The organism is Chlamydia sp. 16-02 (assembly GCF_042235055.1).
In the GTDB taxonomy this organism is placed as follows: domain Bacteria; phylum Chlamydiota; class Chlamydiia; order Chlamydiales; family Chlamydiaceae; genus Chlamydia.
In genome coordinates this window covers 877885-891479 of sequence record NZ_CP114172.1, presented here as the reverse complement: position 1 = coordinate 891479, position 13595 = coordinate 877885, and the positions used below count along the sequence as shown (strand labels likewise).

Genomic DNA, 13595 nt, shown 5'->3' with positions numbered 1-13595 from the left:
CTATGCATGTAAAGGATTTTACTCCGAAACTGATTCCCGCATCTCCAGGTGTTTATCTCATGAAAGACAGTTCCGGAGAGGTATTGTATATCGGCAAAGCAAAAAATTTACGCAATCGCATAACAACGTATTTTCAAAAACAAAGGGATTCTAGGGAAAGAATCCCTTTCTTAATGAAGAAAACAACCAATATAGAAACAATTTTAGTCTCTAATGAAACTGAAGCTCTTCTTTTAGAAAATAATTTAATAAAAAAATATCATCCGAAATATAACGTACTTTTAAAAGATGATAAGACTTTTTTCTGTCTAGCGATATCTCTAACACATCCTTGGCCGAAAATAGATGCTATCCGCACCAAGGCAGTTACATCTTCAAAAAAACAGATAATTTTTGGCCCATATGTAAGTGCAGAAGCCTGTCGAACCCTTTTAGAAGTTATCAGTCAATGGTTTCCCCTACGTACTTGTTCTAATCAAGAATTCTCTTCGAGAAAACGTCCTTGCATCCTTTATGAGATGAAACGGTGCTTAGCACCGTGTGTAAATTTATGTTCTCATGAAGAATATGAAGGGACTTTGGAAAAAGCTATACTATTTTTAAAAGGCAGGGTCTCAGAAATCATTCAAGACTTAGAAAAATCCATCGAGAAGGCCTCGAAAGAACAAAAGTTCGAACAAGCAGGAGTCTATTATCGTACGTTAAAGCTTATTCGACAAGCTATGGTAAAACAGTATGTAGAAAAGTTTCATTTTCAAGACCTTGATGCTATTGGTCTGTATAGAAAAAATCGAGAAACAGTCATTACTGTTCTAACAGTACGCTCAGGAAAATTACTTGGAGCTCGTCATTTCCCATTTTCAGAAAATGCTCAGGAAGATACTGATTTGCTTTCCTCTTTTATTTTACAATACTACGCAAATCAACCGCAGACACCTAAAGAAATTCTCACTCCTATTCCTCTAGATATCCCTGATCTTCCATATCTATTAAACAAAGATGCACCTCCACAGTTACGCTCTCCGAAAATAGGTTACGGTAAAGAATTACTGACCTTAGCTAAAAACAATGCTAAAGTACATGCGGAAACGACCATACAATCTTCAAGATTACCCTATGAAGAGATGAAAAAAATTCTAAAATCTCCAGACTATCCTTACCGCATAGAATGCTATGACAATGCTCATTTACAAGGTTCTCATGCTGTTGGGGTGTATATTGTCTACGAAAACGATGCGTTATCTCCAAAAAATTACAGAACATTCTCTATCTCAACTTCTGCGCATAATGACCTAGCAGCTTTCCATGAAGTATTATCCCGTAGATTTAATTCTCTTACTTCTTCTCTTCCCGATATGATTGTGATAGATGGAGGACGTACACAATATTCTCAGGCAAAAAAAACATTAAAAGAACTCAATCTCACAGGAATTCAAGTCGTTTCCATAGCTAAAGAAGCGAGCAACCACAGCAGCTCATTAAGAAACGAAAAATTGTTCTGCGACACTTTTCCTCAAGGGATCCTTTTATCTCCAACATCAAAACTTTTGCAATTTTTTCAAAAACTTCGTGACGAAGCGCATAGATTTGCAATCAGTAAACATCGTAAAAAACGAAATAAAGATCTCTTATCACCTCAAGAGAAAATTCCAGGAATTGGAGAGATAAAGAGAAAACGTTTACTACAAAAATTTAAAAGCTGGAAACAAGTTATGAAAACCTCCCAGGGAGAGCTTGAAACTATCCCTGGGCTAACGAAAAAAGACATTAAACAATTGCTGGCTAAGCAAGCTGAGAAGACAGAGTTTACTGAAGACTGAAAAGAATATTACTCTTCAACTTCTTCCTTTATCTCCTCTAGAAAGTCCTCTGCTGAGGGTAGATCTGCAACACACAATTCTTCTAATTCATCTTCTGATTCTGATTCAGAGCGATCCTTAGGCTGAGTTAATCCCTTAATGATCACATGAACAGAAGCCACATGCAGACCTGTATATTCAGATATTTCAGAAACTATACAGCCCTGAATCTCTTCGGTTTTTTCTGGTATAGAAACACCGTAATCAACGTTTACTTCGACACGAACTTTTACTAGATGATTTTTAGAATCCTGTTCTACGTAGATTCCCTTCATTCTCTCGATATCTCTACCGAATAAAGTATCAATTAAATTCCCCCCCAAAAGAGAAACCCCGTTGATTTTAGCTAAACAATGTAAAATAATTACTTGAATTACACGAGTCTCTATATCACGGCTGAATACAGTCTCCGGAAATTCAATTTCTTTCACATCTAGTTTTAAATTCTGCTTATCCATATTCCTCCTGTGTGCCTATTTCGCTAGCGAGAAATGTACTCTATAGAAATAATAAGCACTAGTGATTAGTCTAATGGTCAAGCGGTTAATATGCTACCCTCAATGCTTCCTATTTCTTTTTTTTTGATTTACATTCTGTTAGGGTTTTTAGCCGCTTACCTGGCTGTTAAAAAAAATCGTAATCCAATTGGTTGGTTTCTCTCGGGTATGTGCTTTGGGTTCTTCGGAATCATCATACTCCTTATCCTCCCGGACCTCCCCCCTAGGAATGGTAATTCTACTCCGTCTTCTGATGATAACGAACCATCCAATAATATTTTTCATTCTATTTTAGAAGATTCTTCTGTTATGTCATCCCCACCTCCTGTTGATCAGGTGCCTAGAGATACAGAAAAATGGTTTTATCTAAATAAGGAGAAACAGAATGTCGGCCCCATGTTTTTAGAGGATCTTCTTCTATTTCTTAGAGATAAAGAAAAACATACTGCGGAAAACACAAATCCTGAGGATATCTGGGTTTGGAAAAAGGGAATGGAAAATTGGGAAAGGGTAAGGAACATCCCAGAACTCAACGAAGCGTTAAAAATTCTTAAATAATCTTAAAAAATCTAACGCATCGTTTCTAGTGGTAGATATATATAGTTCTAGAAATCCTACCAACTTGCTTTGATAACTCCAGGAATCTCTCCCATGGAAGCCATCTCTCTAAAACAAATTCTAGAAATAGCGAATTTTCTTAGATAACCACGAGGACGACCTGTTAACAAGCATCTATTGTGTAAACGAATAGGAGCCGTGTCTCTTCTCATCTTATTCAATGCCACACGTGCATTTTCCTTTTCTTCTTCGCTAGCAGTTAAGCTTTTTGCAATGTTGCGAAGCTCGCTTCTTTTTTTGTAGTTCGCCTCTACTAATCGTCGGCGCTTATTTTCTCTCGCTACTGCTGACTTTTTCGCCATGCGTTCTTACCTAAAACTTATTAAATTATTTTTTACGCGCAGGGCCCGTTTGACGTTGTTTACGATTAGGGTCCTTTTTATTAATAACATAAAGGCGCCCTTTACGACGAACAAGCTTATCTCCTTTTGAAGGATCTGCTTTGATAGATGAACTCACTTTCATGAAAACTATACCCTGATGGCCTCTCTCTAATGGAAAGAAAGACACTCTAAATTATGGAATATCGCTAAAAGGAACTAATTTAATCCCTTTGACACTTTTTGACAACAGCAGACTTAACTAGACGATAAGTTCCATCATCTAAAGCAAGAATCTCTTTAGTTCTCTTGATCTTATTAATCCAATTTTATAAACTTACGGAGAGTTTTTTCTAGTGCACTCATTCAATAGACTAGGAAAGCTTAGAAACCATAGGAAGGTACTGTGAAACGAACTTATCAACCTAGCAAAAGAAAGCGTCGAAATTCTGTGGGCTTCCGCACCCGTATGGCTACAAAAAACGGAAGAAACTTACTAAATCGCCGTCGCCGTCATGGCAGACATAATCTAGTCGACCTATAAAATATTTTGTTTTGTGCATCGATCAACCTTACCCAAATATGCTCGTGTATTGAAGAGAAGGCAATTTCTCTATATCTCGCGAGCGGGGTCTCATTGTCAAGGTAGTCAGGTTATTTTTCACGTTGCTCCGTCTAAATATTCTGGATGTTGCAAGTTAGGAATAACCGTATCAAAAAAGTTTGGCAAAGCAAATAAAAGGAATTATTTTAAACGAATTGTGCGTGAAGCTTTTCGTCAGAAACGTCATTCTCTTCCAGCTTGTCAAATTGTTGTTATACCTAAAAATAAACAACAACCTAATTTTAAAGACCTGCTTCAAGATTTTACTCAACAAATTCCCGAAGCACTCAATAGCAAGCTAGCAAAAAGCAAGCCTATGACTGGTGTCGAATGTAATCCAAAGAATGAGAAATGTGAGACCGCACTTCCTTAGGTGCCGTTTCAAAGGCAACCTCGGCATGCTGTAAAGCGCTTTTCCATTGGTCAGAATCCAAATAAAATTGAGCTATCATCATCTCAATTCTCCAAACATTTTCCTGATCCTGTTGACCGAATTCTGCTAAATAAGATTCTAAAGGAGCAATTACTTGACTTGGATCTTGGCGTATGCCCTCTTGAGATCTCTTCGCTAATTCTTGAAACTCAATCAAAGCAACAGTAAAGTGGGTATGTTTTTCATTTCTAGGATCTTTATTGAGTAACTTACGTTTTATTCTCTGACATTCTTCAGAATCCATTCTTCCGCCTTCAACAAGAAGACGATATTTTTCTGATAAAAAGAAATAATCATCATTACGTACGCCTAATTCCAAGGCTTTTGCCATGAAATCTTTTCGTGCAAGCTCTTCAGAAAGTCGATAATACTTCTGAAGTTCTTCCATAGACAACGTATGAATGATTGGATAGGCGTTACTTATTAAGAAATCACTCTCAACGATATGACATAGACTCTCACCTAAATTTTCTCCTGTTTCATTACCAAAGGAACCGATTTTATAAATCTCTCTTCCTTCATGAGAAAGTAGAAGAAGACAAGGGAACTCGTCAATTTTGAACTTAGTTTTTAGATAAGCATTTTGAGTGCGTAATGTTTCACTCTGTGAAGAATGTCGAGGAAAATCTACTTCTAAACATATGAAATTGCCATTTACCTTTTTCGAAAATTCTGAAGAAGTAAGAACCTCCTTACGAATTTTCATGCACGAACCATTCCAATCGGAACCAGAAAAAAAGATTAACATTGGCAGTTCAGAATCGCGGCTTTTTTTCACAGCCTCGTTATAATCTACATGCCAAACAAGCTTAGAAGAATTGTCATGAACAACGCCATGCAAACTTAGAGGACTTGCACCTAATAGAAACGTTGTTAATATCTTCAGTTGCTTCAAAGAATATTTCTTCATAATCTGTAACAGGATCATGGGCTTCCTCTCCTTCTCCTAGTGAATAGGACGCAACTCGTTCTATTTAGGCGTCACAGAATGCTCTCAGGGCATTCTATCAACCATCCTTGTTGTATAGTCTTTTTTTTATTAAAACGAAATAAAAAACACCACTTAAAAGTTTTGATCTTTTCTACAATCAAACACAATTGTCTATTGGATTAGATAATCATGTATTTCTTAGGAATATTTATGCGTAAAATCCTTAGATTAATTCTTCTTTTAAATAATCTTGTATTATTAATTCCTCTACCGCGTTCCTTAGAAAAACCATGGATTGGGAAACGATCTTATGTTAAAGTCACAAGAAAATATACTCTTCTTTCATATTGAGGCGTTAGTGTAGCACCCTGTCACAAGCTTAAGTCGACGCTCTCATCGGTAAACATCTAGAACCTCTGAGAGTCTATACATGAGACAATCACCTAAAAATAAACAGAAACTTTATTTGTATAATACAGCATCGAGAACGAAAGAGCTTTTTTCTCCTTTAAACGATACTGTGAAATTATATACGTGTGGTCCTACTGTCTATGACTACGCGCATATCGGAAATTTTCGCACGTATGTATTTGAAGATTTATTAAAACGAGCTCTTTTATTCTTTGGATACTCTGTAAAGCACATTATGAATATTACAGATGTAGACGATAAAACTTTGGCAGGAGCTTGTAAGAAAAATGTCTCCTTGGACGTTTACACTGCTCCGTATACACAAGCTTTTTTTGAAGATATTTCCACATTAAACATCCTACCCGCAGATATTTATCCCCATGCCACCCACTTTATTCCTCAAATGATTGAAGCTATTAAAAAGCTTTTAAATGATGGGATTGCTTATGTGGGTCAGGATGGTTCTGTATATTTTTCCATAGGAAAATTTCCAACATACGGCAAGTTATCTCAATTGAAATTACAAGATTTGCAATGTTGCTCTAGAGTAAACTCTGACGAATATGACAAAGAAAATCTTTCTGATTTCGTATTATGGAAAGCATATGATGAAAAGAGAGATGGTCATATTTACTGGGAAAGTCCTTTTGGTAAAGGACGTCCAGGGTGGCACCTTGAATGTTCAATCATGGCTATGGAGCTCTTGGGTGCTTCTATTGATATTCATGCAGGTGGTGTGGATAATATCTTTCCTCATCACGAAAATGAAATCGCTCAATCAGAATCTCTATCGCATGAACCTTTTTCTCGTTATTGGCTCCATTCGGAGCATCTTCTTGTTGATGGGAAAAAAATGTCGAAAAGTTTAGGTAATTTTTTCACATTAAGAAATTTATTGGATCGTGGGTTTTCTGGAGAAGAAATTCGTTATATGCTCTTACAGAGCCATTATAGAATGCAATTAAACTTCACGGAAGAGGGATTACTTGCATGTCGACAAGCACTAAAACGCTTACGTGATTTTATTTCCCGGTTAGAAAATTCCTATCCTGAAAACTCAAAAGTTGCAGAAGATATAAATCAGCAAGGAAAAATATTTTTACACGCATTCTCAGAAGCTATTGCGAATGATTTAAACATAGCGGCAGCTCTTGCAGCTTTATTTGATTTTATCCATCGAATAAACTCAACCATTGATAAAGCAAACTTCACACAAGCTGATGCCAATTATGTTTTAGACATTATGAAGAGAGTCAATACTGTACTTGGTGTGATCCCTTTCTCTGCCGATCTAAAAATCCCTAATGAAGTCATGCAACTTGTCGAGAAACGAGAAATTGCTCGCAAAGAAAAAAATTGGAAGCAGGCAGATATTCTGCGAGATCAGGTTACTTCCTTTGGCTACGTTATTGAGGATGCTAAATCAGGACCCAAAGTAAAAAAACTTTAGTCATTTTCTGATTCTAAACGACGCATAGCTGGAAAATATAAAACATCACGAATGGAGGCCGAATCAGTAAGGATCATCACCAAACGATCAATCCCTATTCCAAATCCTCCTGCAGGGGGAACTCCTTGGCATAAGGCCTCCAAAAATTCCTCATCAATAGGATGATATTCGCTATCGGGATCTAAGGCTTTTTTCTCCATTTGTTTTTCTAAAAGCATTCTTTGACGCAACGGATCATTCAACTCAGAATAGGCATTGCAAAGTTCTTTCCCTAAGCAAAAACTTTCGAAACGCTCTACAAAATCCGCATCTCCGGAACGTAAAGATTTACACAAAGGTGTGGTCTCTACAGGATGATCTGTAATATGGTGAGGAGCTATTAATTTATCACATACCAACTCATCAAATAGCGCCGCGATTAATAAACCTCTTGGTGCCGTTGCATAAGATTCTTCTGGTAATGAAGTACGCTCTTTTAAAATATTGCGTAGTTCATGATCTGCATGAAGATCGACATCTACATCTCCATACGTCTTGATACTATCTTTCATAGTCATACGAATCCAAGGAGCTTTAAAATCAACAGATTGTGGTCCTTGTTTCAAATGAGAGTAGGTTAAAATAGTACTGCCATCATTTAACGCACAGACTAAGTATTCAACAAGATTCTCCACATAGGTCATAACGCTATGATAATCCACGTTAGTTGCGTAGGCCTCAATCATAGTAAATTCAGGATTATGGGTTCTATCAATCCCCTCATTCCTAAATACTTTACCGATTTCATAAATACGTGGGGTTCCTCCAACAAGGATTTTTTTCAAAGAAATCTCAGGAGAGATCCTTAAGAATACTTCTGAATGCAAAGCATTCAAAGTGGTTATAAAAGGTGTGGCTTCAGCACCACCATAAACATTTTGTAATATAGGAGTTTCTACCTCTATAAATCCTTGAGCATCCATATACTGACGGATTAATTTAATAATACGGCTTCTCTTTAAAAAAGTTTGACGTACTTCATCAGAAGAAATCAGGTCTAACCAACGCTTTCTATAGCGAATTTCTTTATCACTTAATCCTGCATGTTTATCGGGAAGAGAAATTAATGCTTTGCATAGCAAAGTGACAGTCTCTACAAGAATAGTGAGTTCTCCGGAGTGCGTGAAAAATAGGTAACCTTCAATCCCTAAAATATCTCCAAGATCTAGTTTCTTCTCTATGAATTTTATCGGAGTAATCTCTGTATCTTTAGTAAGACCATCAACCGAAGAGAAATCTCTGTTGAACATAATTTGGATTTTTTGATCATTATCTAGGATTTGGGCAAAAGCATTCTTCCCCATAGAACGAAAAAGTACCATGCGCCCTGAGACTTTCACCTTAGGAGTCTTCCTATTTGCAGCATCTTCGCTATTCCCAAGAGTCTGTGATGAATATTCTTTTTTGATCTCCTCAACACTAGTTGTTCCTGGAAATTCATAAGGATAAGGATTGATACCTAGGTCAGATATTTCCTGCAGTTTATTACTTCTTTGGAGAAAATCTTCTTGTGTTAGGTATTCAGCTTCTGACATTTTTTCTAAATCCTTTTGCCTATTTCTTATTCTCCAAAGATTGCTCTATTTTCGAAAACATAATTTACAATGCAAGAAATTCGATGCTATCCGAAGAAAGTGGGTATTAAAAGTTCACTGTTAAGATAGAGATTTTCTCAAAAACAATAAAAAAGATGAATGTTTAATTAAGAGAAAAAGAGAACTTCAGAGAGGAAGATCTCCTCTCTAAAATTCTTTAAGAAGAGATTTACTATTTTTTATGCAAAGCGGCTTTGATTTTCTTAACGTAATTCTCACCACCACCATACTCAAATCCCATTCTAGCTTTCTCGGCTCCATTAGCATCAATAAAGATTAATGTTGGGAATCCGTTTACACCGTACTTGGATTTTAAAGTTTGGTTTTGCTGTTTTACATCTGCAGATTGATTATTAGACTGTGGAAAATCCAATTCCACCATATGTAAATTTTCATTAGCATAATTTTGAAATTCAGGAGTATTTAAAATCTGATCCTGCATTTTTATACACCAGATACACCAATCGGAACCTGTGAAAAATAGGCCTATAGGTTTTTTATCTTTCTTCGATTGTACAACAGCATCGGTATAACTTTCCCATTTAACTCCTGAAGTGCTCACTTGTTGAATAGCGGGTTTTCCGGAGTCCTTTTGATAATGAGAACGTCTTTTTGCTGCACAACAAGGCAATGTGAGTAATAAACAGAGAGTTATTAAACTTCCTTGCAACCAACGTTTCATGCAAATCCTCTTAAAAAAATAGTGTAGAATTTTCCCTTATTTACCGTAGTGTATTATCCTGTTGTGCGTAAAAAGCAAGGGGATTTTTACATTCGGGGAACAAAGAGCGTGGATGAATAAACCCTCTATATCTATAGTGAAACCATAGATATCTTTGCTATTTTTATATTCGCATGACACATCCGAATCCCTCAATTCCTTTGATTTTACAAGAAATCATTAATCGTTATTTAGAAGCGTATTATCCATCCTTAGCAAAGCTTATCCCCTTAAATTTTAAGGAAGAAATAAATAGAATTCCTATAAAAACTTCTGCATCTATTAAACCAAAAACTATTGCACAACCTACCATAGTAGATAAAAAATTAGAAAATCCTCTGATCAATCTGCTCCAAAATAATGAGGAACCTCCCTTACCCATTGTTCATGAGCGTATAAAAAAATCTTCATGGGAATGTATTCCTCCTCCTCCAGATTTGTCCAAAGAAGAAATTCTCAAGTTTCGTTACACTACTTTACAAGCACAGTGTATAAAAACACCTTTAGATATCCCATGCGGGATTTTTGTAGACGAAGAAAAAGACGAAGAAGTCTTATTTTTTAATAGATTAACGAAAATTCTCACCCAACAAATTTTTCCTTCACGGCTCATTTTATTAACAAATCATAAAGATATTTTTCACAAGAATAAGAGCTTCTCTTTATGTCTAGCACCTTTAACGATGATACGTTATAAAATGTCCGATGTACGTTATCATCAATCGTTCACTAAGGATGGGTGTACTTGGATTCCTATTTATTCTTCAGTATACTATGAAAATGATCCGCAATTGAAACGAGATCTATGGGTAATATTGAATCAACTACCTTTCGCCTATACGCAGAAGTCATAGTAAACTCCAATATCAATAAGGTATTAGACTACGGACTCCCTGAAAATCTTGAACACATTACTAAAGGTACTGGTGTTAGTGTCTCTCTACGGGGTGCAAAAAAGTATGGGATCGTCCATCAAATTAAAACAACAACAGAATGTAAACGAGTTCTACCGATCCTAGGTGTTATTGATTCTGGAATTGTACTGCCCCAAGACCTTTTAGAACTTATGTTTTGGATGAGTCAGTACTATTTTGCCCCTTTAGGGAAGACATTACGTTTAGTACTTCCAGGAATTTCCTCAAGCATTATACAACCAAAACAACACTACCGGGTTATACTCAAACAAAGCAAAGCGAAGACAAAAGAAATGATTCTCTCCATTCAAAAGGAATCTCCTTCGCAAGCAGCAGCTTTAAAAACATTACTATCTTGCAGCTCTCCTCCAGGCCTCTCTGAGCTTATGGATAAAGCTAAGATTTCCCAATCCCCTATCCATTCCCTAGAAAAACTCGGTGTTATTGAAATTGCCAATGCTGCAGATCTTGAAATTCAAGAAGACAGTTTAACATTTTTTCTCCCTGATCCCCATCCTTTATATCCTCAGCAACAATCTGCTTTGGATAAGATTTCCTTATCTTTATCCTTGGGAAAATTTCAAACCCATCTTCTTTTTGGTGTAACAGGGAGTGGAAAAACAGAGGTATATTTCCAAGCTATTCGTGAGGCAAGAAAACTAGGGAAAAGCGCTATCCTTTTAGTTCCTGAAATTGCTCTTACCATACAAACAGTTACCTTATTTAAAGCACATTTTGGAAAAGAAGTTGGTATTCTCCATCACAAGCTCAGTGACAGTGATAGAAATAAGACCTGGAGAGAAGCCTCAAAGGGGAATATTAGTATCATCATAGGTCCAAGATCTGCCCTATTTTGTCCTGTACAAAAATTAGGATTAATCATCGTTGATGAAGAGCATGATCCTGCATATAAACAAAGTGAAAGCCATCCCTGTTATCACGCCCGTGATGTTGCTGTTATGCGAGGAAAACTTGCTAATGCTACTGTGATACTAGGAAGCGCCACCCCGAGTCTGGAAAGCTATTCTAATGCATTATCAGGTAAATATATCCTTTCAGAATTATCAACACGCGCTGCTGCCGCCTGTCCTGCTAAAGTCTCCCTTATCGATATGAACATGGAGAGAGAAAAGACAAAAACAAAAACATTATTTTCACAAGCAGCAATTAAAAGTATTGAAAAACGTCTTACTATTGGTGAGCAAGTTCTCGTTTTCTTTAATCGTCGTGGCTACCATACAAATGTTTCATGCTCCTCATGTAAACATACTTTGAAATGTCCTCATTGCGACATGGTATTGACTTTTCATAAATATGCTAATGTTCTTCTCTGCCATCTTTGCAACTCCTCTCCTAAAGATCCTCAAACATCTTGCCCCAAATGTCATGGTATTATGACTTTACAATATCGTGGATCAGGGACTGAAAAAATAGAGAAAGTACTTCATAGTATCTTTCCAGAAGTTCGCACGATACGTATTGATTCTGACACCACGAAATTTAAAGGAAGCCATGAATCCTTACTAAAACAATTCGCCACAGGAAAAGCTGATATTTTAATTGGCACACAAATGATTGCTAAGGGTATGCATTTTCCTGCAGTCACTCTAGCAATAATTTTAAATGGGGACTCAGGTCTCTATATTCCTGATTTCCGAGCTTCTGAACAGGTATTCCAACTCATTACTCAAGTAACAGGAAGATCAGGGAGAAGCCATCTTCCTGGAGAGGTACTCATTCAATCTTTTCTTCCAGATCACAACACGATTCGTTGTGCCATGCAACAAGATTATCCTGCTTTTTATAACCAAGAGATCCCTGGAAGGGAATTATGTAGCTACCCACCATTTATTCGTCTTGTACGCTGTATATTCATAGGAAAATGTCCCAAGTTGACTTGGAAAGAAGCTAATCGCATTCATACATTACTTGGAAAACAGTTAGACTTCCATACACAACTCATGCAAATCACTCCTTGTGGGCATTTTAAAATCAAAGATGTATTTCGGTATCAATTTTTGATAAAAAGTAAACAAGTTCTGCCAGTAAATAAAAAGCTTCATGAAGCTTTATTATCAGCGAAACTATCACACAAAGTGAAGTTCATGATCGATGTCGATCCCACAACAACATTTTTCTAAATAGCTACACAACATAGCAATTAAGATATCGACCTCAGCGTGAGTATTATATGCATGGAAATTTACTCGTATAAAAGGCTTATTTACAAAAGTCATTAATCCAACATGTAAATTAACTTCATCCAACATTGAAATAAGAAGATCCTTATTGAAATCTCTTAAAAATATAGGCTGGCCACAACATTGTGAATGCAATCCAAAATGTTTCTGAAAATATGCCTTCAGAGTAAAAATCTGTTCCCTAAAATGTTTGCCCTCTGAAAATAGATGATCATAAGCAGCATCTATCGTAATCAACGCATGAGGAGCTAATGCTGTAGTATAACGTAAAGGTGGCGAATTCAACATCAATTCTGTTTTCACTTCTGAAGAGGAAAGAATTGCTGCTCCCATCGCCCCCATAGCTTTACTATAAGTCACAAGTACGGAATAAAAATTCTCATATCCCCATTCATAACATAATCCGCGACCTTCCTCTCCGAAAATCCCCATAGCATGAGCTTCGTCCACAATCAGGTGAGCGTTATATTTTCTTGAAAGAATTATAAGTTCTTCAAGAGGAGCGAGTGTTCCCGAAAAAGAGTATACGGAACAGACGAAAATAAAGATTCTTCCCGATGAAACTGCTCTATGAGAGATGAGTAGCGATTCTAAGGCGTTTAAATCATTATGTTGAAATGATTGCTGTTTCCCCGAGATCATCTTTAAACTTTGCACAACAGATACATGCACAGACTCATCCCAAAATACCATATCAGTATCTTTAGAGACGTGATAACAAAATCCTAGGTTCGCCATATAGCCGCTATGAACAACAAATGCAGCTTCAGCATTATGAAAATCCACTATTTTCTTTTCTAAATTCTGTAGAATTAGGGAAGGGCCGACAATAGCTCGAGAACCTCGTGCTCCCAGTTGTGCTTGAGGGGATTCATTGCAATATATACGGTAACGTCTCTCAACTTCGTTGACTAATGTTGTAGAACGGGAGAAACCTAAGAAATCATTAGTTACAAAATCTATTGGGCATTCACTCATTAAAGATCTTTTCCTTGAAATCTA

Annotated in this window: 14 protein-coding genes; 7 read left to right on the top strand and 7 right to left on the bottom strand. The window is 36.6% G+C overall.

The window, feature by feature from the left end:
* Window positions 1-2: 2 nt before the first annotated feature.
* Window positions 3-1820, top strand: a complete 1818-nt coding sequence (gene uvrC / locus O1W70_RS03885; RefSeq protein ID WP_332381081.1) for an excinuclease ABC subunit UvrC — start codon at window positions 3-5, stop codon at window positions 1818-1820.
* A gap of 8 nt (window positions 1821-1828) precedes the next feature.
* On the opposite strand, the gene O1W70_RS03880 is transcribed toward uvrC, so the two are convergent.
* The gene (locus O1W70_RS03880) at window positions 1829-2317 is read right to left on the bottom strand and encodes an Asp23/Gls24 family envelope stress response protein (RefSeq protein WP_117274577.1); all 489 of its coding nucleotides are present in this window, start codon (window positions 2315-2317) and stop codon (window positions 1829-1831) included.
* 90 nt (window positions 2318-2407) lie between these two features.
* Here O1W70_RS03880 and O1W70_RS03875 point away from each other — a divergent pair, with 90 nt between their 5' ends.
* Complete coding sequence (locus O1W70_RS03875) at window positions 2408-2914, top strand: DUF4339 domain-containing protein (protein WP_332381079.1); 507 nt, start codon at window positions 2408-2410, stop codon at window positions 2912-2914.
* A 56-nt stretch (window positions 2915-2970) separates the two neighbouring features.
* On the opposite strand, the gene rpsN is transcribed toward O1W70_RS03875, so the two are convergent.
* The gene (gene rpsN, locus O1W70_RS03870; RefSeq protein WP_332381078.1) at window positions 2971-3276 is read right to left on the bottom strand and encodes a 30S ribosomal protein S14; all 306 of its coding nucleotides are present in this window, start codon (window positions 3274-3276) and stop codon (window positions 2971-2973) included.
* A gap of 25 nt (window positions 3277-3301) precedes the next feature.
* Window positions 3302-3439, bottom strand: a complete 138-nt coding sequence (gene rpmJ, locus O1W70_RS03865; RefSeq protein WP_117274580.1) for a 50S ribosomal protein L36 — start codon at window positions 3437-3439, stop codon at window positions 3302-3304.
* 261 nt (window positions 3440-3700) lie between these two features.
* Here rpmJ and rpmH point away from each other — a divergent pair, with 261 nt between their 5' ends.
* The gene (gene rpmH / locus O1W70_RS03860; RefSeq protein WP_020359129.1) at window positions 3701-3838 is read left to right on the top strand and encodes a 50S ribosomal protein L34; all 138 of its coding nucleotides are present in this window, start codon (window positions 3701-3703) and stop codon (window positions 3836-3838) included.
* Between the two features lie 13 nt (window positions 3839-3851).
* Window positions 3852-4271, top strand: a complete 420-nt coding sequence (gene rnpA / locus O1W70_RS03855; RefSeq protein ID WP_332381074.1) for a ribonuclease P protein component — start codon at window positions 3852-3854, stop codon at window positions 4269-4271.
* Here rnpA and O1W70_RS03850 read toward each other — a convergent pair.
* Window positions 4213-5259 (bottom strand): thioredoxin family protein, encoded by a 1047-nt coding sequence (locus O1W70_RS03850; RefSeq protein ID WP_332381073.1) that lies wholly within the window; start codon window positions 5257-5259, stop codon window positions 4213-4215. The two genes, rnpA and O1W70_RS03850, sit on opposite strands and share 59 nt — an antisense overlap.
* A 433-nt stretch (window positions 5260-5692) precedes the next feature.
* On the opposite strand from O1W70_RS03850, the gene cysS reads away from it, so the two are divergent.
* Window positions 5693-7123: a cysteine--tRNA ligase gene (gene cysS / locus O1W70_RS03845; RefSeq protein ID WP_332381071.1), complete on the top strand. Its 1431-nt coding sequence runs from the start codon at window positions 5693-5695 to the stop codon at window positions 7121-7123.
* On the opposite strand, the gene lysS is transcribed toward cysS, so the two are convergent.
* Together lysS and dsbH are read right to left on the bottom strand one after the other, a co-directional pair.
* Window positions 7120-8697: a lysine--tRNA ligase gene (lysS, locus tag O1W70_RS03840; protein ID WP_332381069.1), complete on the bottom strand. Its 1578-nt coding sequence runs from the start codon at window positions 8695-8697 to the stop codon at window positions 7120-7122. The two genes, cysS and lysS, sit on opposite strands and share 4 nt — an antisense overlap.
* Before the next feature lie 232 nt (window positions 8698-8929).
* The gene (gene dsbH / locus O1W70_RS03835; RefSeq protein WP_332381067.1) at window positions 8930-9439 is read right to left on the bottom strand and encodes a disulfide reductase DsbH; all 510 of its coding nucleotides are present in this window, start codon (window positions 9437-9439) and stop codon (window positions 8930-8932) included.
* 173 nt (window positions 9440-9612) lie between these two features.
* Here dsbH and O1W70_RS03830 point away from each other — a divergent pair, with 173 nt between their 5' ends.
* Window positions 9613-10332 (top strand): hypothetical protein, encoded by a 720-nt coding sequence (locus O1W70_RS03830; RefSeq protein ID WP_332381065.1) that lies wholly within the window; start codon window positions 9613-9615, stop codon window positions 10330-10332.
* A complete protein-coding gene (gene priA, locus O1W70_RS03825; protein ID WP_332381063.1) occupies window positions 10284-12533 on the top strand; it encodes a primosomal protein N' in 2250 nt (749 codons plus the stop codon). The genes O1W70_RS03830 and priA overlap by 49 nt, the downstream gene beginning before the upstream one ends.
* On the opposite strand, the gene O1W70_RS03820 is transcribed toward priA, so the two are convergent.
* Entirely contained in the window at window positions 12480-13571 is a 1092-nt protein-coding gene (locus O1W70_RS03820) for an aminotransferase class I/II-fold pyridoxal phosphate-dependent enzyme (protein WP_332381061.1), read from the bottom strand. The two genes, priA and O1W70_RS03820, sit on opposite strands and share 54 nt — an antisense overlap.
* Between the last annotated feature and the right edge of the window lie 24 nt (window positions 13572-13595).